The following is a 22,264-nucleotide window of genomic DNA, read 5'->3' as shown; positions in this document are numbered from 1 at the left end:
TGCTCTCCGTGCGGCCCCGTCCGCCGCGCCCACCCACCCGGAGGACTCACACGCGTGACCACCACTGTCAGCAGCCCCACCACGACCGCAGCTCTGTCCGGCCTGGCCGGGGCGGTCGCCGCGAACCCGGCGCTGGCCGATCTGCGGGCGGGCCTGGACCGGGACGCCGCGGTGGTCCGGGCCGCGGAGGCCCTGCGGCCGTTCCTGGTGGCGACCCTGGCCGAGCGCGCGCCGTTGTTGGTGGTGACGGCCACCGAGCGCGAGTGCGAGGAACTGGCCGACGAGCTGGCGGGGCTCGTCGACGACCCAAGCCAGTCACATGCGGCTGTGGCGCAGTTCCCCAGCTGGGAGACGCTTCCGCACGAGCGCCTGTCGCCCGCCTCCGACACGATCGGTCGCCGGCTGCAGGTCCTGAACTCGGTGATGGCCGGGCGGGCCCCCAGGATCGTCGTGGCGGCGGCGCGGTCCGTGGTGCAGCCCATCTCGCCGGGGGCGGCCCGCCGCGAGCCGATCCGGCTGGCCCGCGGCGCCGAGCTCGACCCCGCGCAGTTCCTGGCGACCCTGACCGAGTTCGCCTACAGCCGCGAGGACATGGTGGCCCGCCGCGGTGACGTCGCGGTGCGCGGCGGGATCGTGGACGTGTTCCCCACCACCGCCGACCACCCGCTCCGCGTGGAGTTCGACGGGGACACGATCGCCGAGATCCGCGAGTTCTCCGTGGCCGACCAGCGGTCCCTGCCCGAGGGAGAGGTCGACTCGGCCGTGTTGTTCCCCTGCCGGGAGCTGCTCCTCGACGAGGACGTCCGCGAGCGCGCACGGCGGTTGGCCGAGGCGCACCGCGAGAACCCGACCCTGGCGGAGCTGCTGGACTCGCTGGCCGAGGGGATCCCCCGGGACGGCATGGAGGCACTGACCTCGGTGCTCGTGCCGGAGGAGATGGCCACGCTGCCGATGCTCATGCCGCCGGGCACCCGCGTCGTGGTGTGCGACCCGGACAAGGTCCGTCGCCGCGCCGCCGACCTGGCCTCCGCGGGCCGGGAGTTCCTCGAGGCCTCGTGGTCCGCCGCGACCATGGGCGGCGACGCCCCTGTGGACAGCGAGACCCTGGACCTGTCGGGCTCGGGGTACCGGACCTTCTCGGCCGTCCGCTCCGAGGCCTCCGCCGCCGGCGTGCCCTGGTGGCAGCTGGTCCCCCCGGGCTTCCTCACCGACCCCGAGGACGGCCAGGTGGTCGACGCGCCCGCCGGCGATCCGCCCGCGCCGCGCGGCAAGGACTCGGAGATGCAGGCCATGTTCGTCCGACTCCGGGCGCTCATGGCCTCCGGGGGCCGGGCGGCCGTGGTGGTCCCGGGCCACGGCACCGTCGATCGCGTCCTGGAGCGACTGTCCGAGGCCGAGGTCCCGGCCACCGCCGCCCCGGCGGGATCCGAGCCCGCCCCCGGCGTGGTGTCGGTGTACGAGGCGATCCTGCACGGAGGGTTCGCGCTGGCGACCGACTCCGGGGAGCAGGGGGACCAGCTCGTCGTCGTCTCCGAGACGGATCTCACCGGCAACCGACTCGGCGCCACCGCGCGCCCCAAGGCGCGCCACGCCAAGCGCCGCAACCAGGTGGACCCCCTGGCCCTCAAGGCCGGCGACTGGGTGGTGCACGACCAGCACGGCATCGGCCGGTTCGTGGAGATGGTCGAGCGGCAGGTGCGCGGCGGGGACGGCTCGAGCCGGCGCGAATACGTGGTGATCGAGTACGCGCCCGGCAAGCGCGGCGGCGCCGGAGACCGCCTGTTCGTGCCCATGGAATCCCTCGGCCAGCTGAGCCGCTACGTGGGCGGGGAGGCCCCGACGCTGAGCAAGATGGGCGGCGCCGACTGGCAGAACACCAAGCGCAAGGCCCGCAAGGCCGTACGCGAGATCGCCACCGAGCTGGTGCAGCTCTACGCCAAGCGGCAGTCCGCACCCGGCCGCGCCTTCGGCCCCGACACCCCGTGGCAGCGGGAGATGGAGGACGCGTTCCCGTTCACCGAGACCGTCGACCAGCTCACGGCGATCGAGGAGGTCAAGGGGGACATGGAGAAGACCGCCCCCATGGACCGCGTGGTGGTGGGTGACGTGGGCTACGGCAAGACCGAGGTGGCGGTGCGGGCGGCGTTCAAGGCCGTGCAGGACGGCACCCAGGTGGCCGTGCTCGTGCCCACCACGCTGCTGGCCCAGCAGCACCAGGCGACCTTCGTCGAGCGCATGACCGGGTTCCCCGTGACCGTCAAGGGCCTGAGCCGGTTCACCTCCGACGCGGAGGCCAAGGAGATCCTCGCGGGCCTGGCCGACGGCACGGTGGACGTGGTGATCGGCACCCATCGCCTGCTCGCGACGGGTGTCCGGTGGAAGAACCTCGGCCTGGTGGTGGTGGACGAGGAGCAGCGCTTCGGCGTGGAGCACAAGGAACACATCACCTCGCTGCGCACCCACGTGGACGTGCTGACCATGTCCGCCACGCCCATCCCGCGGACGCTGGAGATGTCGCTGGCCGGGATCCGGGAGATGAGCCAGATCCTCACCCCGCCCGAGGAGCGCTTGCCCGTGCTCACGTACGTGGGGGCGCACTCGGACAAGCACGTCGCCGCCGCGATCCGCCGCGAACTGCTGCGTGAGGGGCAGGTGTTCTACGTGCACAACCGGGTGCGGACCATCGACGCCACCGCGGCCAAGATCCGCGACCTGGTGCCCGAGGCGCGGGTGGTGGTGGCCCACGGGCAGATGGGGGAGGAGCAGCTCGAGCAGACCGTCGGCGGGTTCTGGAACCGCGAATACGACGTGCTGGTGTGCACGACCATCGTCGAGACCGGCCTGGACATCTCCAACGCCAACACCCTGATCGTCGACCGCTCCGACCAGCTGGGCCTGTCGCAGATGCACCAGCTGCGCGGGCGCGTGGGACGGTCGCGTGAGCGTGGGTACGCCTACTTCCTCTACGACCCCGAGAAGCCGCTCACCGAGACCGCCTACGACCGGTTGGCGACCATCGCGCAGAACAACGACCTGGGTGCCGGCATGGCCGTGGCGATGAAGGACCTCGAGCTGCGCGGGGCCGGCAACGTGCTGGGCGCCGAACAATCCGGGCACATCGCCGGCGTCGGCTTTGACCTCTACATCCGTCTGGTCGGCGAGGCGGTGGAGGCGTACCGCGCCATCGCCGACGGCGAGTCCGTGGAGGTCGAGGAGGAGGTGGGCGAGATCCGCATCGAGCTCCCCGTCGACGCCTACATCCCGGTCGAATACGTCGACGGCGACAGGCTGCGACTCGAGGCGTACCGCAAGCTGTCCCAGGCACGGGCTCCCGAGGACATCGACGCGGTGGTCGAGGAACTGGTGGACCGCTACGGTCCCATGCCCGCCGAGGCCCGGCGCGTGGTGTCGGTGTCGCGGCTGCGGCTCGTGTGCCAGAAGTACAAGGTGCGGGAGATCGTGCTGGCCGGCTCCCGCCTGCGCGTGGGCCCGCTCGACCTGCTCGACTCGCAGCAGATCCGCCTCAAGCGCATGTACCCGGCCGCCCAGTACCGGGCCACGCAGAAGACCGTGCTGCTCCCGCTGCCCAAGGCCGCCGGAGCGCGTGCCGGGGCGGGCGCGGAGAAGGCGCGCGACGACGAGATGCTGCAGTACGCCGCCGACTTCCTCACCGCCATGGCCGGGGACCCGGAGGGCTCGAACCCGGTGATCCAGGCGGAGCCGGTGTCGGTGTGAGTCCCGAGCCCGGTCGCGAGCCCAGCCCCGGCGATGGGCCGGGCGCTGGATCGGGCGTGGGCGATCGGCTCGCCGAGGCGGTCGAGGTGATGGGCCGGATCCGCCGCGACGGCGAGTGGGAGGCCGCCCAGACCCATGCCTCGCTGCTGCCGTACCTGCTAGAGGAGTCCTGGGAGCTGGTCGACGCCGTGGCCGACGGCGACCGCGACGAGATGGTCTCCGAGTTGGGCGACCTGCTCCTGCAGGTGCTGTTCCACGCCGCGATCGGTGAGGGGCGGGCCGAGGGGTCGTTCGACATCGACGACGTCGCCGGCGCCCTGCTGGACAAGCTGCGCCGGCGCGCGCCCTACTGGTTCACCGCTGAGGGCGCGGCCGGCCTCGACGCCACCGAACAGGACCGCCTGTGGCAGGAGGCCAAGGCCGCCGAACGCGCCGACCGCCCGCCGCGGGGAGTCGTCGACGGGATCCCCTGGGACATGCCGGCCCTCGCCCTGGGGCAGAAGGTGCTGGCCCGTGCCCGCGCGGCGGGGGTGCCCGGCGACCTGGTGCCCTCGCGGATGAGAGTGGTGCAGGTGGACGCGGCCGGCCTGTTCCACGAGCACACCGCAGGCGAGCACACCGCCGGCGAGCACGACGACGGTCCGGACGCGCGGGCCGTATCCGGTTCAGAGCCCGGGTCCGGCTCCGCTGTCGGTTCCGAGTCCGGCTCCGACCCCGGCTTCGGCTCCGCCGAGGTCGCCTACCGTCAGGTGGTCAGGAGCTTCGCGCGCGACCTCCGCGAGGCCGAAGCGCGGCTCGACGTCCCGGTCGCGGACGCCGCCGCAGAAGACTGGCGCGCCGCCTGGCCAGCCCGGCCCGCCTGAACCAGCCCGCAGCGCGCGGCTCAGCGGTGGAAGAGTCGCCGGTAGGCCGCGTTCATGGCGGGAGCGGGCAACCGTCGGTAGGCGTTGCGCGCGAGGTAGTTGGCCACGGCGCGGGGGCGGGAGATCATGCCCGCGTCGAGGAGGGTGCGCTGGATGATCCGCTCGGACGCGGTGAGCGCGCGGCTCTTGCGACGGCTGAACTGGGCGGGCGTGACCCGGAACCGCACGAGCGGTTCGGGCAGGTTGTGGAGGCGGTACCCGGCGCCGATCAGCCGGATCATCAGGTCGTAATCCTCCTGGTACGGGACCGTGCGGTACCCCCCGACGGCACGGATGGCCTCGGTTCGCGCGAGCAGGGACGGGTTGTTGACCGGGTTGTTGATGCGCGCGTAGCGGGCGATGTCCTCGTGCTCGGTCGGCAGGGCACGCAGGGCCGTGGGACGCTCCGGATCGGCGTCGAACTCGAGCATCGCCGACCCCAGGACATCCGCCCCGAGCGCGCGGGCGGCGTCGAGTTGACGCTCGAACCGCTCGGGCAGGGAGATGTCGTCGGCGTCCTGGCGGGCGACCCAGCTGGTGCGGACCTCGTCGAGCCCGCGTTGTGACGCCGCCGCGGCGCCCGAGTTCTCGGGGAGGGCGAACCTGCGCAGTCTGGGGGTGGAGTCGAGCACCTCCATCAGCGCTGGCGACAGGGGGCCGTCCTCCACCACGACCACTTCGGCCGGCTGGACGGTCTGAGCGTGCACGCTGGCCAGGGCGTCGCGCAGCTGTGAGGGCTCGATCGCGTGGTAGACGGTGAGCAGGACGGTCAGTTCGGGGTCCCGCATGGGCTCCTCCCTCTCGATCCGACGAGCCGACGCGACCCTCTCAGGCCAGCAACGAGCCGTCCACGTCGTCCCACGAACTCGCGCCGCACAGCGACAGCGTGAGGTCGATCTCGGCGAGCAGGTTGTCGAGCACCTCGCCGACCCCCTTCTGCCCGGCGATGGCCAACCCGTAGATGTGGGGCCGCCCGATGGTCACGGCGTCCGCGCCGCACGCCATGGCCTTGACCACGTCGGTGCCGTTGCGGATGCCGGAGTCCAGCAGCAGGGTCGGCTCGGGACCGACGGCCTCGCGGATGCGCACGAGGGCGTCCAGGGTGCCGATGGACCCGTCCACCTGCCGGCCTCCGTGGTTGGAGACCATGACCGCGTCTACGCCCATGTCCAGGGCCCGCCGGGCGTCGTCCGGGTGCAGGACGCCCTTGAGCACGACCGGCAGGCGGGTCCGGTCCCGCAGGGTGGCGATGTGGTCCCAGTTCAGCGCCGGATTCGAGAACGTGTCGAGGAAGGTCTGGACGGCGGCGCGGGTCTCCGGCGCGCTGAGATTCCTGCGGAACCCACCCGGGTGGTTCCGGGCCATCTCGAGCAGCGTCACGACGGCCCTGGGGGTGACCTTGACCGCCTCCGGCTCCGGGCCGGAACCCGGATCGGCCTCCTGCGCGACCCGCTCGGCCACCATCTCGACGAACCGTGGATCCGAGGTGTACTGCGCGATCCCGACCCCGCGCGTGAACGGCAATGAGCCCAGGTCCAGATCCCAGGGGCGCCAGCCCAGCGTCGTGGTGTCGAGGGTGACGACCAGCGCGCCGGCGCCCGCGGCCTCCGCCCGGGAGATGAAGCTGTCCACGAGCTGCTCATCCCTGCTCCAGTACAGCTGGAACCAGCGCGGCGCGTCCTTCATGGCCGCGGCCGTGGCCTCCATCGGGGACGACCCCTGCGAGGACAGGATGTACGGCAACCGGCGCTCGGCCGCGGCGCGGCCGATGTGCACGTCGGCGTCGCGGCGCACCAGTCCCGCCGCGCCGATGGGGGCGACGAGGACGGGCGCGGGGAGCGACTGCCCGAGCACCTCCGTCGACAGATCGCGCTGCTCGGTGCTGCGCAGGACGCGCGGGACCAACCGGCGCCGGTCCAGGGCCTCGCGGTTGGCGCTCATCGTCTCCCCGGAGCCCGCGCCGCCGTAGACGTAGGCCCAGGCTCTCCGGCCGCCGGGCCGACGCAGGAGGGCGCGCCGTGCGGCGGCCTCGAGCGTGTCCGCGCTGGTGGGCACCGAGGGGGTGATGCCCGAGACGCCCGCTCGGTAGATGGTGTTCTGGCGAGCGCGGCCGGGGGCGATGTTCTCGGGCTCGGTCAGGGAGTCAGAGGTCATGCGGTCGAGCCTACTGAGGGGTCGATCCGGCCGCGGGTGGCGGACGAGGTCAGCCCACGAGGCCCAGCACCGCGAGCCCGGTGGCCCCGCACGCGGCGGCCACGAGCAGGGAGGCGAGGGTGCCGATGATGAACCGCTCGCTCACGGCCGGGTTCTCGCGGATCTCCGGGTAGCGGCCCAACGCCTTGATGGCCACCACCACGGCCGCCAGCTCGAACCGACCGGCCAGGATCGCCGCCGTGAGCCCCACCCGTTCGAGGATCCCGATCCACATCCCGCCCCGCAGCACCTCCCGGACCTGTGGTTCTGAGGTCTCGCGCCGCTCCACCACCGGGCTGCGGGAGTCTCCGCTGAGCTCGACCGTCGGCGGGTCGGGCACGTGGGCGGAGCGCAGGACCAGCGAGGCGATCGGTGATCCGAGCCCGGCCGAGGCGAGCAGACTGATGACGACGACGATGAGCGTGGGGATCCACTCGGGCCAGGTGCTCATCGCGCGGCCCCCGTGGCCGCGTCGTGCGCGCCGGACAGGAGCCGGTCGAGCGCGGGGTACGCCGCCCGCTCCTCGCGGATGCGGGAGAGCCGAAGCGCGCCGGTGACCGAGGCCGGGGTGATGTCCAGCGCGTGAGCGGCCGCCGCCTGGGTGGGGGAGCGGTCGACGGCGTCCACGACCCGCCACTGCGCCTCGGTGCGGTCGAGCACGAGGGGAGCGGTGAGTCCCCACACGGCCTCGCAGTCGGCGGCCCAGGCGACCGCCTCGGACGTCGCTTCTACCGGGACGCGCACCGCGACCGAGCTGCTCAGTCCTTTGGCCGCCTCGACCGCGTCGCGCGCTGCCAGGTACGCCGGACCCCGGCCGGCCCTCGTGCCGGAGGCGTAGGAGTCGTCGTCGACTTCTCCGGCTCCCACGCCGCAGTGCCACTGGCCCCCGCGCAGCGCGACGAGTACGGCGCGGCGCACCGCGGCGGGGTCCGTGAGCAGGCCCTGGACCTCGTCGCCGGCGGTGCGCTCGAAGACGGCCGCGCAGGGGATGCCCTCCAGTGCCTCGAGCAGTCCCGGCACGAGATCGTCGGCGTCGCGGCTGCCGCGCTGGTCGATCGTCACCACGTACATGAGGCGATCCTGCCACATTCGGCTGACATGAGGCGAAAATGCCTAATTGTGAGTAATTAGCCGGAAGGACCTAATTCTTCGGGATAAGGAGAGCAGGCCTCATGAGGCGAGGATCCCTCATGACGACAGCGGGCGACCGATGTCGGCGGCGGCGTCCCCGAAGGTCTGCTTGCGTTCGCGGTCCCGGACCTTCTCGCCCCACGAGTCGAGCCGGGCGCGGCCCCACGGGGTGCGGTACCGCAGCCCGTTCAGCGCCACCAGGTAGGCGTGCGCCCACGGCGGGCGGACCGGCAGCCCGAACTCGCGCATGGAATCGCGGCCGAGCAGCACCGTGAGCATGCTCAGGAGTCGCTCGTGCGCCACCCACGCCTGCACGCCGGGCAACGGCCCGCTGCGGGAGCGCTCGCGCTGGGCCGCGACCAGGGCCTGGGTCAGCTGCGGGCCGGCCTCGCTCAGTCCGGCCTGCGCCAGCAGGATGTGGTAATTGATCCGGTGCCGGTCGCGTTCGTGGTCGACCAGGAAGTCGTCGTCGACCCCCAACAGCCATCCCACGTAGCGCCACACGTGCATCACGGCGTCGGAGTCCTCGCGGGAGATCGGCACGCCCAGGGTGCGTACGCCCAACAGGACCACGGCGTCGAAGAGGCCCAGGGTGGCGGCCAGGTCGCTCTGGCTGATGGGCAGGCCCCAGCGTCCGGTGTCCCAGCGCGGTTCCATGGCCTCGTTGACCACCGCGTGCATGGCCCGCACGTGCCCGGTCAGGCGCCACGACTCGCCGCCCGGCCGCAACCCGTCGGGGATCGACAGCGACATGGTCCAGTGGCTGGTCTCGGCCAGGCGCCGCAGCGTGGTGCTGCCGGTCAGTCCGCCGGTGGCCACGAGGAGGTCGGTGGGGCCGCCGAAGCGGTAACCCCCGATGAGGGAGAGCTGGAGCAGGATGTCCGCGGCGTTCTGGCCCAGGCGCAGGTACACCCGCTGTCCGCGGGAGATCTGATCCCAGTCCACCCAGTCCGGGGTGTCCTCGAGCAGGGCGAGGTAGTCGCGTAGTGCCTCGGGGGCGTCGTCCGGCAGGCCCGCGGTCCCGCTCGTCAGGGCCTGGTCGAGTTGTCGCCGGGTCACGGCCCCGGGCTCGCCGGACCGCAGCCGCATGGCGCGGGCCAGCCGGGCGCCGGGTTCGTCCTTCTCCAGGTATCCGCGGCCCAGTCGGTCCATGAGGTGCTCGTCGACCCGGTCCACGCGGGCGATGTGCTTCAGGGCGCGGCCGATGCGGCGGGAGCGGTCCTCGGCCTCGCGGTGTCGGGTCGGATACGGGGTGGTGACGGCGTCACGCTCAGGCGCTGTGGTCATGGGGCAACTATGACGCGAGTTTTTACTCGCATACAATTCGCGTTCATGCGAAAGGTCCCCCAGCAGGCACGGTCCCGGGCCATGGTCGAGCGGATCGTGGACGCCGCTCGCATCGTGCTCGTGCGTGACGGCTACGAGTCGTTCACCACCAACCGCGTGGCCGACCAGGCTCACGTCAGCCCGGGCTCGCTGTACCAGTACTTCCCGGACAAGTCGGCCCTGGTCACCGAGGTCATGAACCGGTGGTCGGCCGAGATCTCCGATCGGGTGGCCGCCTCTCTCGCCGGCGCCGGCCCCGTCGACGTCCGCGACCCAGGCTCGGTGCGCTCGATCGCCGACGCCCTGCTGACCGCCCTGGAGGCGGACGCCGGGCTGCTGCGGATCGTGTGGGAGGAGCTGCCCGCCGTGCGTCACCGGGCCGCGCAGCACGCGCTCGAGCTCCGGGTGCGCGAACTGCTCTCCGTCTACCTCTCCGCGGCGGGGGTTCCGGTCGGCGATCCCGCCGTGCGCGCGTGGGTGATCGTGATGGCGGTGGAGAACGTGGCCGTGCGCTGGGTGTTGGATCGGCCGCGGATCAGCCGAGAGGCGCTCCTCGACGAGTTCACCGCTCTGGCCGGGGGATACGCGCAACGCGGCTGAGATCGGGGCAGCGCTGCCGACATCAGCTCAGCGCGGCTGAGATCAGGGGATACCCGGAGGCGGGGGGTCGCCGGGTTTCGGCAGAATGGGACACGATGACTATTCGCCCCCTCCGCGGCTGCGCTGTGGCCCTGTCCCTCGTCGCGGCCGTGGTGGCATCCGGGTGTGCCTACGGACCGACCCGCGAGGCGCCGCCCCCGATCCCGCCCGGCATCCCGCCCGCCGCCGGCGCTCCCGTCCCCGAGGTGGACATCAACGCCCCCGGGCGGACCTCCGATCAGCTGCGGCCGTGGGCTCAGGGGATCAACGAGCAGATGAACATCCCCGCCGCCGCCCTGGCCGCCTACGGCAACGCCGCCGAGACCATGCGGCAGACGCGGCCCGAGTGCAACCTCGCGTGGACCACCCTGGCCGGGATCGGCCACGTGGAGACCCGCCACGGCCGGTACCGGGGTTCCACCCTGAACGACGACGGCTACGCGCTGCCCCCGATCATCGGCATCCAGCTCGACGGCTCGCCCGGCTTCGCCCGCATCCCGGACACCGACGGCGGTGAGCTGGACGGGGACCCCGAGTTCGACCGGGCGGTCGGACCCATGCAGTTCATCCCGGAGTCGTGGCGCAGGTACGGCGTCGACGCCAACGGTGACGGACGGGCCGACCCCAATCAGATCGACGACGCCGCCGTGTCCGCCGCCCGGCTGCTGTGCGAGAACGGCGGCGACCTCTCGGTGGCGGAGAACTGGCAGCGGGCCGTGCTGGCCTACAACGCCTCGCGGGAGTACCTCATGGACGTCCGCGACGCGGCGGCCGCGTACTCGGTGGGGACCACCGCGCCATAGGGGCCGCGGAGCCCGGCCCCGGCGCCCCGGCGCCGCAGCCGCGCGCCCCGGGGCCCCGTCCCCACTTCGCAGCCGCGCGCCCGGGGCCCCGTCCCCACCTCGCAGCCGCGCGGCCCTCCGCCCCCGCAGGCGCGCGCGATCCGTGTATCTGCACAAGAAATTACCTAAGCGGATGCAGTGGTTGCGCGCGGATGCCGAGGTGAGGCGGCCGCGCCGTGGCGGCTGCGGAGTGGCGGCTGCAGAGTGGCCCTCCGCGTTCCCACCCTGGCTTGCGCGCGCGGATTGGTCCGGACACGCCGCACAAGCCGCGGTGGCCCGGGCAAAGAGGACGCGCAAGCCGTAGAGGACGCGCAAGCCGGAGGGGACGTGTGAACCGCCGCGTCCCCGGGTGGAACTAGTGTCATGGGTCGCGAGACCGACTCACAGCCCATCACCACCGGCGGGAGCCCCACACGCATGTCAGCACCAGCAGCGACGCACCGGCGGGCCACCGGCGTCCCGTCGACCGCGAACGGGCTCCTGCTCCGGGCGATCGGACGCCGCAAGCGCCTGGTCGTTCCCGGTCTGGTGCTCATGACGATGTGGCAGGTGTGTGAGGCGTTGGTCCCCATCGCGATCGGCGTGATCGTCGACCGGGCGATCATCCCGCTGGACCGCTGGGCGATGGTGTGGTCGGTCCTCGGGCTGGTCGCACTGTTCACCGTGCTCAGCCTGAGCTACCGCTTCGGCGCACGGATGGCCAACCGGGCCGTGCAGGAGGAGGCCCACGACCTGCGGGTGGAGGCCACGCGGGTCCCGCTCACCCGGCGCCGCGCCATGGACGACGCGAGCTCGGGCGACGTGCTCTCGGTGTGTTCGGCCGATGCCGACGTGGCGGCCCAGATCTTCCGGCAGATCGCCCTGGGCGGCTCCGCGTTCATCGGCATCGCGGGGATCTCGGTCTACCTGCTGTGGACCGACCTGTTGGTGGGGCTGATCGTCCTGATCGGCGTCCCGCTGAGCCTGGTGCTGGTGGCGTTGCCCAGCCGGGTGATCTCCCGGCACAGCACCGCGCAGCAGACGGCCATCGGTATGGCGAGCAACCGCGCGACCGACATCATGGCCGGACTGCGCGTGCTCAAGGCGGGCGGCGGTGAGCGCTGGGCGGCCGAGCAGTACCGCGACGCCTCGCGCGCCGCCGCCGACGCCGGGATCGTCACCGCAGAGCGCACCGGCCGGGTCCAGGGCATCGGCTCGCTCGGCATGGCCGTGGTCCTGGCGCTGGTCCTGCTGGCCTCCGGGTACCGCGTGCTGTCGGGGGAGATGGCGATCGGCACGCTGGTCTCGGTGGTCGGTGTGGCCGTGTTCTTCGAGGAACCGGTCCGGCTCATCACCGCCATGGTGGGCATCTACGCCCGGTCCCACGGTGCCGCGCAGCGCCTGGTCGACCTGCAGGCCTCGGCACCGGTGGACGAGTCCGGAGCGGAGATCCCCGCCGGGTCGCACCTGCAGGTCACCGGGCTGGAGTTGCCCGACGGCCGGGAGCTGGACCTCGAGGTGAGGGCAGGGGAGCTGGTCGCGCTGGTGGCCGAGCAGCCAGCCGCCGCCGAGGCGGTGACGGCCGCGATCGCCGGCCACAGCGACGGGGCCGACGCCGTGGCGGTGGGCGGGCATCGACGCAGCCGCCTGGCCCCGGCGATCGCCGACCACGTCGTCGTCGCCCCCCACCGGGTCGACCTGTTCGTCGGCACCATCCGATCCAACATCGCGATGCGCCACGACGCCCCGGGTGAGAAGACCCTGGACGACGACGACACCCCGATTTCCGATGAGGTCCTCGCCGCCTCGGCCGTCGCGGAGATCGTCGAGCACCTCCCTGACGGGCTGGACCACGTGGTCCAGGAGGGGGGACGCAACCTCTCCGGCGGGCAGCGTCAGCGGATCGCGCTGGCCCGCGCCCTGCACGCCGACCCGGACGTGCTGGTGCTACACGACCCGACCAGCGCCGTGGACGCGGTGACCGAGTGGGAGATCGCGCAGGCCGTGCGCCAGCTGCGCTCGAGCCGGCCGGGGCAGGCGACGCTGATCGTCACCTCCTCGCCGCCGTTTCTCGCGACCGCCGACCGGGTGGTCCACCTCCCGCGGAGCGGCGAGGCGAGCTCGGGCACCCATCTCGAGCTGCGCGAGACCTCCGCGTCCTACCGGGCGGCGGTCGACCGATGAGCGGCACCGATACCGGCACGCACGCCGACACCACCACCCCGGACAGCACCGGGGCCCTGGTCACCATCGGGACCCTTCCGCTGGCCAGCGGCCGCGAGTCCCTGGCCGCGCTGTGGCCGCTTCTGAAGGAACGCCGCCTCTACCTGATCCTGGTGTGCCTGACCGGCCTGGTCGCGTCCGTCGCAGGATTGGTGGCGCCGTGGGTGATCGGCTGGCTGGTCGACGTCCTGCCCGGGAGCGAGGACTACACCGCGGTGTGGGTGGGCGCGGGGGCGATCGCTGCCGCCGGCATCGTGGGCGCCGGCTGCGCCTGGGCCGGGCAGGCGTGGCTCGCCCGGTTGACCGAGCCCACGGTGGCTCGGCTGCGCGAGATGGTGATGGACCGCTCCCTGCAGCTGGGCGCCGCGCAGATGGAGACCACCGAGACCGGTGACCTGGTCTCCCGCGTGGCCGAGGACGCCCGTGAGATCAGCCAGGCCGCCACCGCCGTGGTCCCGCTGGTCGTGCAGTCGCTGTTCACGGTGATCGTCTCGGGGATCGGCCTGGCCGCCGTCGACTGGCGGCTCGGGCTGGTGGGCCTGGTCGCGCTGCCCATGTACTGGACCACGCTGCGCTGGTACCTGCCCCGGTCCGGTCCCATCTACGCGGCGGAGCGGGCAGCGTTCGGCACCCGCGCGAGCCGGCTCCTCGGCGGCATCACCGGGTCCCGGACCCTGCACGCCTACGATGCCCAGGACTCCGAGCTCGACCGGATCACCGCGGCCTCGGCCCGAGCGCGCGACCTGTCCATCCGGGTGTTCTCCTTTGTCACCCGCGCCTTCAGTCGCAACAACCGCGCCGAGGTCACGGTCCTCGGGCTGCTGCTGGTCGTGGGGTTCGTCCTGGTGGACTCCGGCACCCTCACCGCCGGCGCCGTGACCACCGCCGCGCTGCTGTTCCACCGGTTGTTCAACCCGATCGGCGCGTTGGTGGGGATGGTCGACCAGGTCCAGTCCGCCGGCGCCTCGCTGGTCCGGATGGTCGGGGTGATCACCATGCCCGTGCCCGACCGCACGGCCACGCTCGGGCCCGTCACCGACCAACCCGGCGACCGGCCCGGCGTCCTCGAGTTGGCCGGCGTCGGGCACTCGTACGGCGAGGGGGCACCGGCCCTGGTCGACGTCGATCTGACCGTCGCGCCGGGTGAGGTGGTTGCCGTGGTCGGCTCGACCGGCGCGGGCAAGAGCACCCTGGCCTTGGTGGCCGCCGGGTCCGTGGTCCCCACCCGCGGGACCGCGCGGATGGGCGGGGTGTCGCTGGCCGAGGTCGACCCGCTCGCCCTGCGTCAGCACATCACCATGGTCTCCCAGGAGGTGCACTCCTTCGCGACGTCGGTCGTCGAGAACGTCCGGGCGCCCCGCCCCGAGGCCGGCCTGGCCGAGGTGCGCGCGGCCCTGCAGACCGTGGGGGCCGACTGGGTGGACGACCTGCCCGACGGCATCGGCACCGTGATCGGTGAGGGTGGGCACCCGCTCGACCCGATGCAGGCCCAGATGATCGCCCTGGCGCGCGTGGAGCTGGCCGACCCGGACGTGGTGATCCTCGACGAGGCCACCGCCGAGGCCGGCTCCGCCGGGGCTCGTCGCCTCGACTCCGCGGCCGCCGCAGTGCTGCGGGGCCGGGCGGGACTGGTGGTGGCGCACCGGCTGAGCCAGGCCGCGGCCGCGGACCGGATCCTGGTGATGGAGCACGGCCGGATCGTGGAATCCGGGACTCATGACGAGCTGCTGCACTCGGACGGCAGGTACGCCGAGCTCAGTCGGGCGTGGTTCGGGGGAGAGTGAGGGGAGGGGGTGATCGCCGGTTCCCATGGGGGAGCCTCTTCCGGCCCGTGATCCAGGCGGGACGGCGGGTAGTCGTCGCGCACCAGCAGCATGTCGGGGCCGCCCGGTTGACCTCATCAGGACGGCGTCGACCGTGAAGCTTTCCGCATCGCCGATGATGCCGTGCGCGTGCAGCGCTGATACAGGGCGGTCTAGAGGTAGCTCATCGCGGTGTCCGAAATGTGGATGGACGCGAAAAGAGCTGCCGGGACGAGCGAGGGATAGTTCTGCAGGTACAACCCCACGCAGAGGAAGTAGACCGAGGGCAGAATCGCCATCATCACCAGAATGGTCGGCGTGATCGGCGTGAGAAAGTACAACACCCACAACACCAGGTAACCGAGCAGGGCCAGAGCACCGATGAGGCCGACGACCGCGGTGCCCGGTGTGGATCGTCGTCGCGTGTTGATGACCAGTATGAGCAGGGCGATCATCACCGACTGGCAGACGAGCCCGATCACATGGACCCACGGCGGAAAGGGCGTGTCCGCCGTCAGCGGGGAGAAGACCGGGGGGAGGAGCACCCAGAGAACGTTGGGGATCATCGGCAGCAGAACGGCGACACACCCCAGAGGCGAGAAGCCGAGCCTGAACGCCTGTGCAGGGGTGATCACCCTGTCTCGGTTGCTCTGCATCCACCGAGTCTGCCAATAACGTCAACCCCCGGTCTCCACACGATGCGAGCAGTGCCGGGGTGTGCTCCTCCGACGCCGCCGGCGAAGCGCTGGGTCACTGGAGCCGCGCGGCCACCCTCTGCCCCCACTGCTCTGCGCGGGCGTCTTCGCCCTGGATCAGCTCGGTCTCGGACGTGACCAGGAAGCTCTCGGGCTCGGCGACGAGGCTGAACCCCAGGCTCGCCAGCTTCTTCGAGATCCCCTTGGATGCCCGCCCGGTGAGGATCGCGGGCTTGTCGACGCGGGTGTCGAACGCCGCCGCGGAGCCCTCGCTCCGGGGAAGTCCCCCGAGCCAGTCCCGGATCCCCGGGCCGGCCGCGTCGGGCTCGACCGTCAGCGTGCTGTCCGGTCGGTCGGCGGCCTCGACCGCGCCCTGCCGGGTCGACTCGCGGCTCATCCCGTGGACGTGGGTGGGGCCGCCCACGATCACCAGGTCGTAGGCCGAGGTGTCCTCGTCACCGGCGTGCGAGACGGGGACAGTCGTCACGTCACCCACCTGTCCGACTCCGCGTGCGATCGCATCGGCGATGTCGTGGGTGCAGCCGTACATCGATTCAAAGACGATCAGTGTGCGCATGGTCGTGTGCCTCCCTGCTCGAGCATCGGCGAGCGCTCGTCGCTTCTGACGTGCCCCACCTGGACTTATCACTCGATCCTCATCATCCGCCTCGTGTGGGACTAGCACAATGGAATGCGGGTCGGGGGTGGTCTCGAGATGGCCCGGGAGGGACAGGCCCGGTGGGTGACGACGACGAGGTCGTCACCGACGTGGCACCGACCATCGGATCACCGTTCCCCCGGCGTGCGTCGACGTGGCGAACGTGCCACCGAGGTCGTCGGCGCGTCGCCTGAGGTTGGCCAGTCCGCTCCGGTCGGTCGACTCCTCCAGACCGACCCCGTCGTCGGCCACCTCCACCACGATGTCGTCCCCGATCCCCACGGTGACCGTCATGGACTCGGCCCGTGCGTGGCGGACGACGTTGGTCACCGACTCACGTAGCACCGCGACGACGTGTTCGGCGGTGCGCGGGCCCACCACGGACAGGGGACCGGAGATGCGGACGCGTGTGCACAGGGAGGAGTCCCCGAGTTGTTGGTCGATCACCTCGTGGATGCGCTGCCTCAGGCGGGTCGTCTGCGTGTCCTCGGTGTGGAGGTCGAAGATCGTCGTGCGGATCTCCTGCACGATGTCCTGGAGGGTGTCGATGGTTCTCGTCAGCCGTTCACGGACATCGGGGGACCGGGTGCGCTGGAGCGTCCCCTGCAAGCTCAGGCCCGCGGCGAAAATGTGCTGGATCACGTGATCGTGCAGGTCCCGCGCGATGCGCTCCCGTTCGGCGAGGACCTCCATCTGCCGGGCGCGGGTGGCGGAGGCCTCCAGGTGGAGGGCGAGCGCAGCCTGGTCCGCGAAGTGGGCGGTCATCTCGACGTCGTCCCGGGTGAAGGCGGGCCGTCCGTCCGCGCGCACTGCCACGAGAACGCCGGTGGTGGCGTCGAACGCGCGCATCGGCGCCGCCAGTACCGGGCCGAACCCGTCGCGAACGGTAGGCGTGACCGCGCGGTCGAGCCAGTGACCACGCGAGGGTTGCCGTGCCACGAACGCCGCCCCGGTCGTCGACCCCGCCACGGGAAGCGACACCCCCTCGAATCGGTCCGCCCCGGTCCCGGACGCGACCGAGACGACGAGATGCTCCACCATGTGCGGGGGGCGTTCGGGATCGTCCGGACGCGCGACAAAGACGAGGTCGGCGTTCGCGAGACCCAGCACCCTCCTGGTGATCAGAGCCAGCACCTCGCGGTCGCCGACACCGGCGAGGAGTTCGGTGCGGACATCACGGGCGGCCTCGATCCACCTGAGGCGCGTCTGGGCGTTCTCGTGGTTGCGAGCGTTGTCGATCGCGATTCCCGCCGCCGCCGCGAGCGAGCGGATGACCGTCTCGTCGTCCTCGGTGAAGTGCTCGCCCCGGTTCTTCCCGGCGAGGTAGAGATTCCCGTAGAGCGAGCCCCGCACCCGGATCGGCGCGCCGAGGAACGTGGTCATCGTCGGATGGTGGGAGGGGAAGCCGACCGCGGCGGGATGCCGGCGGAGGTCACGCAGTCGGACCACCTCCGGCTGGGCGATCAGCAGTCCCAACACTCCGTCACCGTTCGGACGTCGGCCGATCCTCTGCCTCGTCTCCTCGTCGATCCCCTCGAAGAGGAAGTCGGACAGGGTCTGGTCTTCGCCGAGCACCCCCAGCGCGCCGTAGCGCGCGTCGAGGAGATCCATCGCGGATCGCACGATGGAACGGAGGGTCGTCTCGAGCCCGAGGTCCGAGGTGATCGCGAGCATCGCGTCGACGAGCGCGTCCCTGCTGTCCCGTGGTGCCCCGGCGACCGGTGGGCGATCGTTCGCGCTCCCCGACTCGGCGGTCATTCCCGAATACTAGGACGCAGAGCGCTCGACGTACGTACCTTTTCGACCCGGGGGACGGCCCTCGCACGACGGGCTTCGTTCCCCTCATGCCGGCTCTTCGGTCTCCGGGCGCTCGTACACTGGCCCCACACCATCACCCGCCTCTGGAGGCGCCCGCGATGACCACGGTTTTCCTCGTCGACGACCATGAGATCGTCCGCCGCGGTCTCATCGAGCTCCTGGACGCCGACCCTGCGCTGTCCGTCATCGGAGAGGCGGGCACATGTGCGCAGGCACTGGCCCGGATACCCGCCCTGCGGCCGGATGTCGCCGTGCTCGACATCCAGCTGCCCGACGGGGACGGCATCGAGCTGTGTCGTGACCTCCTGGCACAGGTGGAGGGGCTGCGCTGCCTGATCCTGACCTCGTACACCCATGACCAGTTGATGCTGGACGCGATCATGGCCGGGGCGAGCGGGTACGTGGTCAAGGACATCACCGGTATGGAACTGGCCAAGGCCGTCGCCGACGTGGGGCGGGGCGCATCGACGTTGGACAACCGGGCGGCCGGCGTGCTCATGGATCGCCTGCGTCGGCGTCGGGAGGACGATGCGGGACCCCTCGCGAATCTCACCACGCAGGAACAGAGATTGCTGACCCACTTGGGTGAAGGGCTGACCAACAAGCAGATCGCGGCGCGGATGTGTCTCGCCGAGAAGACGGTGAAGAACTACGTCTCCAGGCTTCTGGCCAAGCTCGGGATGGAGCGTCGCACCCAGGCCGCTGTCTTCGCGGCCCGGATCATCGACGGGCGCGGCGGGTCGTAGGTCATCCGGGTCGTGCCGTTGGTCCCTGGTCGCGGCCACTCATCCGGTGGACAGTGAGGTGATGACCGGTTCGCCTCGCTCGTCGGCCACCACGGCCCCTGCACCCTCGTCGATCCTCCGTGCCGCCGGACTCGCCTCCCGCGCCCCGTCGCTGCACAACTCGCAGCCCTGGCTGTGGAGCCTGGACGGCCCGCTGCTCCATCTACGTGCCGACCGACGCCGCCATCTGCCCAGCTCGGACCCCGACCGGCGCGGGATCTACCTGAGCTGCGGCATGATGTTGCACCACATGCGGGTCGCGCTGGCGGCCGTCGGGTGGGCCACGACCGTGGAGCGCTTCCCCGACGACGGGGATGCGGACCTCCTGGCGGTTCTGCGCATGACACCGACCCCGCCGACGATCGAGAACCGGCACCTGGCCGCGTCGATGCTGCAGCGCCGCTCGGATCGCCGGCGGTTCAGTTCCTACCCCGTGCCCGAGCACGTCTTCGCCCCGTTGACAGTGCGGGCCGCGCGGGAGGGGGTCGTGCTCGAGCGACTCGAGGTGTCGTCGGCGCTGGCCGGCGCCGTCCACGCCGCGGCGCGGATCCACGCGGGCGATGACGCCTACCGATCGGAGATCGAGGGGTGGAGTGGGTCGTTCCGTGAGGTCGACGGTGTGCCCGCCAGGAACGTACCGCGGTCCTCCGCCTCCGACGGGGCGATCGCCTCGCGGCGATTCGCGGCGGCCTCGCTGGCCGACACCGCGGCCGGGGGCCACGAGGGCGACCCGGGGCGCCACGCCGGCGACCCCGGAAGCCGTGCCGGCGACGCCGAGGACGCGGGCGCGTTCCTCGTCATGGCGACGCCCGGTGACGACCACTTCAGCCATCTCCGTGCTGGTGAGGCGAGCAGCGCGGTGCTCCTGGAGGCCACGTCCTTCGGCTTGTCGACCTGCCCGATCAGCGAGGCGCTGGAGGTGCCGGCGACCCGGCGGGTGTTGCAGCAGTCCGCCATGTCGAGCGGATGCTTCCCCCAGCTCATCATCCGGATGGGGTGGGCGCGGCCGGGCGCGAAGGCCCTACCGCTGACGCCGCGACGGCCGGTGGCGGACATCCTGACGACGATGTCCTCCGGGGTGGCGGCGGCAGCCAGGGCCACGGCCTGATTCAGCCCCGGATCCCGGTCAGTCCTCGTGCATGATGAGGACGGGGCAGTGCGCGTGGGCGGCACAGGCGGAACTCACCGATCCCACCAGCAGCCCGACGAAACCGCCGTGCCCGCGGCTGCCGAGCACGAGCATGTACGCGCCCCTGCTGTGCTCGATCAGCAGGCGCGCCGCGGGCCCCTGCAGGACCGTCTGGCGGAGCCCTTCGGGGGGTGATCCGTCGAACGCGTCGTCGACCGCGGTGGCGAGCAGCTTTGCGGCGTCCTCGTCGAGCGTCCAGTCCGCCGTGTAGTAGGCGTCGATCATCGGCGGGTAGTCCCAGGTGGTGATCGCCTCCACCGTCAGGTCCAGGGCGGCGGCGATCTGCGCGCCTCGTCGTAGTGCGGAGAGTGACGGACGGGACCCGTCGACTCCGACGACGATGCGGTCCGGGCTCAGTGCTTCGGTCATGCCGTCATCGTCGTACCGGTACCGGAACCGCCGATAGGGCCGAAAGTCCCGCGGTGAGAGGTCCCCGGGTCGATCGACCCGTCCGACCGTGCGTGTGCCCGTCGGTGGTCGGGCATGCCGGTCGAGTGGACCGTCGAGGTCGGGCCCAATGGCCCTACTCCGCCCCGATCGGCGGGACGACGATGGGTCGTGACCACCCGTCACGATGTTGCGTGATGTCGTCCGAGCAGAAGGAGCACGATCATGGCGGACAACCTGGCACGATTCGATCCGTTCGCGGGGCTCGACGCCCTGCGGAGGGAGTTCCTGGACAGCGGTCTGTTGGGCACCCTCCGCGGCAGGGCCCCGACCACCGACGTGTACACCGAGGGGGACACGGGGTTGGTGGTGGAGGTCCATCTCCCGAACTTCGAGGAGAAGGACATCTCCGTCGCCGTCGACAAGGGGACGCTGTCCATCCAGGCCGAGCGGCACGAGCGCGACGAGGACAAGTCGCGCAAGTACGTCGTCCGCGAGAGCAGCAGCAGCTTCTTCCGCAGCATCGCGTTGCCCGATCACGCCGATGTCCAGAAGATCACGGCCGACTACGACGACGGTGTCCTCAAGGTCACCGTCCCCCTGGCGGAGATCTCCGCGCCGACGAAGATCCAGATCGGGTCCGGTGGCAGCGCGCCGTAAGTCGCCTGGTCGGGCGCACGGGTGGGTTACCGCGGCGGCCGTTGTCGCGGTCGTCCTCCTGCTCCTTCCCGTGCTCCTGTTGCCCCTCACCACGTCGGTCCCACTATGGGCGTGGCTACCCCTTCTCGTGCTGGGCCTGGGCGGTCTGGTCTGGCTCGTCGCCGCGCGTCGCCGGCGGTGGGTGCGGCCGGCCGCGGTGGGCGTGGTGGCGATCGCGGCGATCGGGTCGGTGCTCGCCTCGCAGACCCTCGCCGTGACGCCGCCGATCACCGGACCGGACGGCGAGCCGGTGCCCGGCAGCATTGCGTCGATGGAGGCGGTGGAGCTGAACGGCAGCGAGCAGTGGATCACCCTGCGCGGCCACGACACGTCAAACCCGGTCCTGCTCAACCTCGGGATGGGCGGCCCGGGCGGCGGCGGGTTCTTCAACTCGCGCGAGTTCCGGCCGCTGGAGGAACAGTTCACGGTGGTGAACTGGGACGAGCCGGGGACGGGCAGGTCGTACGGCGCCGTGCCGTTCGACGAGCTCGACCGGCAGCGGTTCGTCGACGACGCGGCCGCGCTCGCCCGGTATCTGATCGAGCGATTCGGGCAGGAGAGGATCGTGGTCTACGGGGTGTCGTGGTCGAGCATCCTCGGCATCTGGCTGGTGCAGGAGCACCCCGAGCTCTTCCACGCCTTCGTCAGCAGCGGGCAGATGGTCAACACAGGCGAGAACGACCGGATGGGCTACGAGCTGGCGCTGGCGCACCTCGAGGAGCAGGGCGAGACCCGGCGTGCGGACAGGCTCCGCGAGAACGGACCGCCGCCGTACCACGGCGAGAACGTGGTGCGGCCCTACGTGGACTTCCTCGACGTGCTCAACGAGATCATGGGCACGCCCCGCTACACGCTGGTGGTGCCGCTCCTCGGGTTCTTCGTGCCCGAGTACGGCTACCTCGACACGATCAACCACACCCGCGGGCTGATCGACTCGTTCAACGCCGTGTACCCGCAGCTCGAGGACCTGGATTTCGTGGAGCAGGCCCCCGTGTTGGAGGTGCCGGTGTTCTTCTTCGTGGGACGCCACGACGTCAACGCGATGCCGAGCCTGGTGCAGGAGTACTACGACGTACTCGACGCCCCGACCAAGGAGCTGATCTGGCTCGAGGGCGGACACGGTCTGGGCAGCGCGGAGAACACCGACGTGTTCGTCGACGTGATGCTCGAGCAGGTCCGGCCGCTGGCGGTGGCGTGACCCGCCCGTCACCCACCCGGCCCGTCACCCACCCGGCCCGTGACCCACGGGGCCCGTGACCCA

Annotated in this window: 19 protein-coding genes; 10 read left to right on the top strand and 9 right to left on the bottom strand. The window is 71.7% G+C overall.

The genetic code is table 11. From position 1 onward, the window contains the following. Positions 1 to 54: 54 nt before the first annotated feature. Both mfd and CT688_RS10945 read left to right on the top strand, forming a co-directional pair. Positions 55 to 3,735, top strand: coding sequence for a transcription-repair coupling factor (gene mfd / locus CT688_RS10950; protein ID WP_107756914.1), 3,681 nt, complete (start codon positions 55 to 57; stop codon positions 3,733 to 3,735). Between the two features lie 56 nt (positions 3,736 to 3,791). Then, on the top strand, positions 3,792 to 4,598 hold the full coding sequence (locus CT688_RS10945; RefSeq protein WP_231750305.1) for a MazG nucleotide pyrophosphohydrolase domain-containing protein: 807 nt from the start codon (positions 3,792 to 3,794) through the stop codon (positions 4,596 to 4,598). A gap of 20 nt (positions 4,599 to 4,618) precedes the next feature. Here CT688_RS10945 and CT688_RS10940 read toward each other — a convergent pair whose 3' ends face one another. The 5 genes from CT688_RS10940 to CT688_RS10920 form a co-directional block, all read right to left on the bottom strand. After that, complete coding sequence (locus CT688_RS10940) at positions 4,619 to 5,425, bottom strand: glycosyltransferase (RefSeq protein ID WP_107756913.1); 807 nt, start codon at positions 5,423 to 5,425, stop codon at positions 4,619 to 4,621. 40 nt (positions 5,426 to 5,465) lie between these two features. Beyond that, positions 5,466 to 6,791: an alpha-hydroxy-acid oxidizing protein gene (locus tag CT688_RS10935; RefSeq protein WP_107756912.1), complete on the bottom strand. Its 1,326-nt coding sequence runs from the start codon at positions 6,789 to 6,791 to the stop codon at positions 5,466 to 5,468. Positions 6,792 to 6,840: 49 nt separating this feature from the next. Continuing rightward, entirely contained in the window at positions 6,841 to 7,281 is a 441-nt protein-coding gene (locus tag CT688_RS10930; protein ID WP_107756911.1) for a hypothetical protein, read from the bottom strand. Continuing rightward, positions 7,278 to 7,919, bottom strand: coding sequence for a hypothetical protein (locus tag CT688_RS10925; protein ID WP_231750304.1), 642 nt, complete (start codon positions 7,917 to 7,919; stop codon positions 7,278 to 7,280). The genes CT688_RS10930 and CT688_RS10925 overlap by 4 nt, the downstream gene beginning before the upstream one ends. A gap of 99 nt (positions 7,920 to 8,018) precedes the next feature. Beyond that, positions 8,019 to 9,248: an oxygenase MpaB family protein gene (locus tag CT688_RS10920; RefSeq protein ID WP_107756909.1), complete on the bottom strand. Its 1,230-nt coding sequence runs from the start codon at positions 9,246 to 9,248 to the stop codon at positions 8,019 to 8,021. Between the two features lie 45 nt (positions 9,249 to 9,293). Between CT688_RS10920 and CT688_RS10915 the strand changes: the two genes are divergently transcribed. From CT688_RS10915 to CT688_RS10900, 4 genes are all read left to right on the top strand, one after another. Beyond that, on the top strand, positions 9,294 to 9,887 hold the full coding sequence (locus CT688_RS10915; RefSeq protein ID WP_228549493.1) for a TetR/AcrR family transcriptional regulator: 594 nt from the start codon (positions 9,294 to 9,296) through the stop codon (positions 9,885 to 9,887). A 95-nt stretch (positions 9,888 to 9,982) separates the two neighbouring features. Continuing rightward, a complete protein-coding gene (locus CT688_RS10910; RefSeq protein WP_107756907.1) occupies positions 9,983 to 10,729 on the top strand; it encodes a lytic transglycosylase domain-containing protein in 747 nt (248 codons plus the stop codon). Between the two features lie 456 nt (positions 10,730 to 11,185). Next, on the top strand, positions 11,186 to 12,931 hold the full coding sequence (locus CT688_RS10905) for an ABC transporter ATP-binding protein (RefSeq protein ID WP_231750303.1): 1,746 nt from the start codon (positions 11,186 to 11,188) through the stop codon (positions 12,929 to 12,931). Beyond that, on the top strand, positions 12,928 to 14,754 hold the full coding sequence (locus CT688_RS10900; protein WP_107756906.1) for an ABC transporter ATP-binding protein: 1,827 nt from the start codon (positions 12,928 to 12,930) through the stop codon (positions 14,752 to 14,754). Before CT688_RS10905 ends, CT688_RS10900 begins: the two co-directional genes overlap by 4 nt. 191 nt (positions 14,755 to 14,945) lie before the next feature. Here CT688_RS10900 and CT688_RS10895 read toward each other — a convergent pair whose 3' ends face one another. From CT688_RS10895 to CT688_RS10885, 3 genes are all read right to left on the bottom strand, one after another. Further along, a complete protein-coding gene (locus tag CT688_RS10895; protein ID WP_107756905.1) occupies positions 14,946 to 15,428 on the bottom strand; it encodes a hypothetical protein in 483 nt (160 codons plus the stop codon). Positions 15,429 to 15,522: 94 nt separating this feature from the next. Further along, complete coding sequence (locus CT688_RS10890; protein WP_107756904.1) at positions 15,523 to 16,044, bottom strand: flavodoxin domain-containing protein; 522 nt, start codon at positions 16,042 to 16,044, stop codon at positions 15,523 to 15,525. A gap of 183 nt (positions 16,045 to 16,227) precedes the next feature. Continuing rightward, the gene (locus CT688_RS10885; protein ID WP_107756903.1) at positions 16,228 to 17,883 is read right to left on the bottom strand and encodes a GAF domain-containing sensor histidine kinase; all 1,656 of its coding nucleotides are present in this window, start codon (positions 17,881 to 17,883) and stop codon (positions 16,228 to 16,230) included. Between the two features lie 158 nt (positions 17,884 to 18,041). Between CT688_RS10885 and CT688_RS10880 the strand changes: the two genes are divergently transcribed. Beyond that, the gene (locus CT688_RS10880) at positions 18,042 to 18,689 is read left to right on the top strand and encodes a response regulator transcription factor (RefSeq protein WP_107756902.1); all 648 of its coding nucleotides are present in this window, start codon (positions 18,042 to 18,044) and stop codon (positions 18,687 to 18,689) included. A 61-nt stretch (positions 18,690 to 18,750) separates the two neighbouring features. Beyond that, complete coding sequence (locus CT688_RS10875) at positions 18,751 to 19,836, top strand: nitroreductase family protein (RefSeq protein WP_107756901.1); 1,086 nt, start codon at positions 18,751 to 18,753, stop codon at positions 19,834 to 19,836. Positions 19,837 to 19,854: 18 nt separating this feature from the next. Here CT688_RS10875 and CT688_RS10870 read toward each other — a convergent pair whose 3' ends face one another. Beyond that, positions 19,855 to 20,286 carry a universal stress protein gene (locus CT688_RS10870; protein ID WP_107756900.1) on the bottom strand — a complete coding sequence of 144 codons (432 nt, stop codon included), beginning with the start codon at positions 20,284 to 20,286 and terminating at the stop codon, positions 19,855 to 19,857. A gap of 243 nt (positions 20,287 to 20,529) precedes the next feature. Between CT688_RS10870 and CT688_RS10865 the strand changes: the two genes are divergently transcribed. Beyond that, the gene (locus CT688_RS10865) at positions 20,530 to 20,964 is read left to right on the top strand and encodes an Hsp20/alpha crystallin family protein (protein ID WP_107756899.1); all 435 of its coding nucleotides are present in this window, start codon (positions 20,530 to 20,532) and stop codon (positions 20,962 to 20,964) included. Between the two features lie 70 nt (positions 20,965 to 21,034). Beyond that, a complete protein-coding gene (locus CT688_RS10860; protein WP_197431413.1) occupies positions 21,035 to 22,201 on the top strand; it encodes an alpha/beta fold hydrolase in 1,167 nt (388 codons plus the stop codon). The last annotated feature ends 63 nt before the right edge of the window (positions 22,202 to 22,264 follow it).

It is taken from the genome of Dietzia sp. JS16-p6b (assembly GCF_003052165.1).
GTDB lineage: Bacteria > Actinomycetota > Actinomycetes > Mycobacteriales > Mycobacteriaceae > Dietzia.
This window is presented reverse-complemented; position numbering and strand designations above follow the sequence as displayed.

Excerpts from the sequence above, each read along its gene's own strand:
- CT688_RS10940 (WP_107756913.1), bottom strand. The coding sequence starts at position 5,425 with ATGCGGGACCCCGAACTGACCGTCCTGCTCACCGTCTACCACGCGATC.
- CT688_RS10935 (WP_107756912.1), bottom strand. The coding sequence starts at position 6,791 with ATGACCTCTGACTCCCTGACCGAGCCCGAGAACATCGCCCCCGGCCGC.
- CT688_RS10930 (WP_107756911.1), bottom strand. The coding sequence starts at position 7,281 with ATGAGCACCTGGCCCGAGTGGATCCCCACGCTCATCGTCGTCGTCATC.
- CT688_RS10925 (WP_231750304.1), bottom strand. The coding sequence starts at position 7,919 with ATGTGGCAGGATCGCCTCATGTACGTGGTGACGATCGACCAGCGCGGC.
- CT688_RS10920 (WP_107756909.1), bottom strand. The coding sequence starts at position 9,248 with ATGACCACAGCGCCTGAGCGTGACGCCGTCACCACCCCGTATCCGACC.
- CT688_RS10915 (WP_228549493.1), top strand. The coding sequence starts at position 9,294 with ATGCGAAAGGTCCCCCAGCAGGCACGGTCCCGGGCCATGGTCGAGCGG.
- CT688_RS10910 (WP_107756907.1), top strand. The coding sequence starts at position 9,983 with ATGACTATTCGCCCCCTCCGCGGCTGCGCTGTGGCCCTGTCCCTCGTC.
- CT688_RS10905 (WP_231750303.1), top strand. The coding sequence starts at position 11,186 with ATGTCAGCACCAGCAGCGACGCACCGGCGGGCCACCGGCGTCCCGTCG.
- CT688_RS10900 (WP_107756906.1), top strand. The coding sequence starts at position 12,928 with ATGAGCGGCACCGATACCGGCACGCACGCCGACACCACCACCCCGGAC.
- CT688_RS10895 (WP_107756905.1), bottom strand. The coding sequence starts at position 15,428 with ATGCAGAGCAACCGAGACAGGGTGATCACCCCTGCACAGGCGTTCAGG.
- CT688_RS10890 (WP_107756904.1), bottom strand. The coding sequence starts at position 16,044 with ATGCGCACACTGATCGTCTTTGAATCGATGTACGGCTGCACCCACGAC.
- CT688_RS10885 (WP_107756903.1), bottom strand. The coding sequence starts at position 17,883 with ATGACCGCCGAGTCGGGGAGCGCGAACGATCGCCCACCGGTCGCCGGG.
- CT688_RS10880 (WP_107756902.1), top strand. The coding sequence starts at position 18,042 with ATGACCACGGTTTTCCTCGTCGACGACCATGAGATCGTCCGCCGCGGT.
- CT688_RS10875 (WP_107756901.1), top strand. The coding sequence starts at position 18,751 with ATGACCGGTTCGCCTCGCTCGTCGGCCACCACGGCCCCTGCACCCTCG.
- CT688_RS10870 (WP_107756900.1), bottom strand. The coding sequence starts at position 20,286 with ATGACCGAAGCACTGAGCCCGGACCGCATCGTCGTCGGAGTCGACGGG.
- CT688_RS10865 (WP_107756899.1), top strand. The coding sequence starts at position 20,530 with ATGGCGGACAACCTGGCACGATTCGATCCGTTCGCGGGGCTCGACGCC.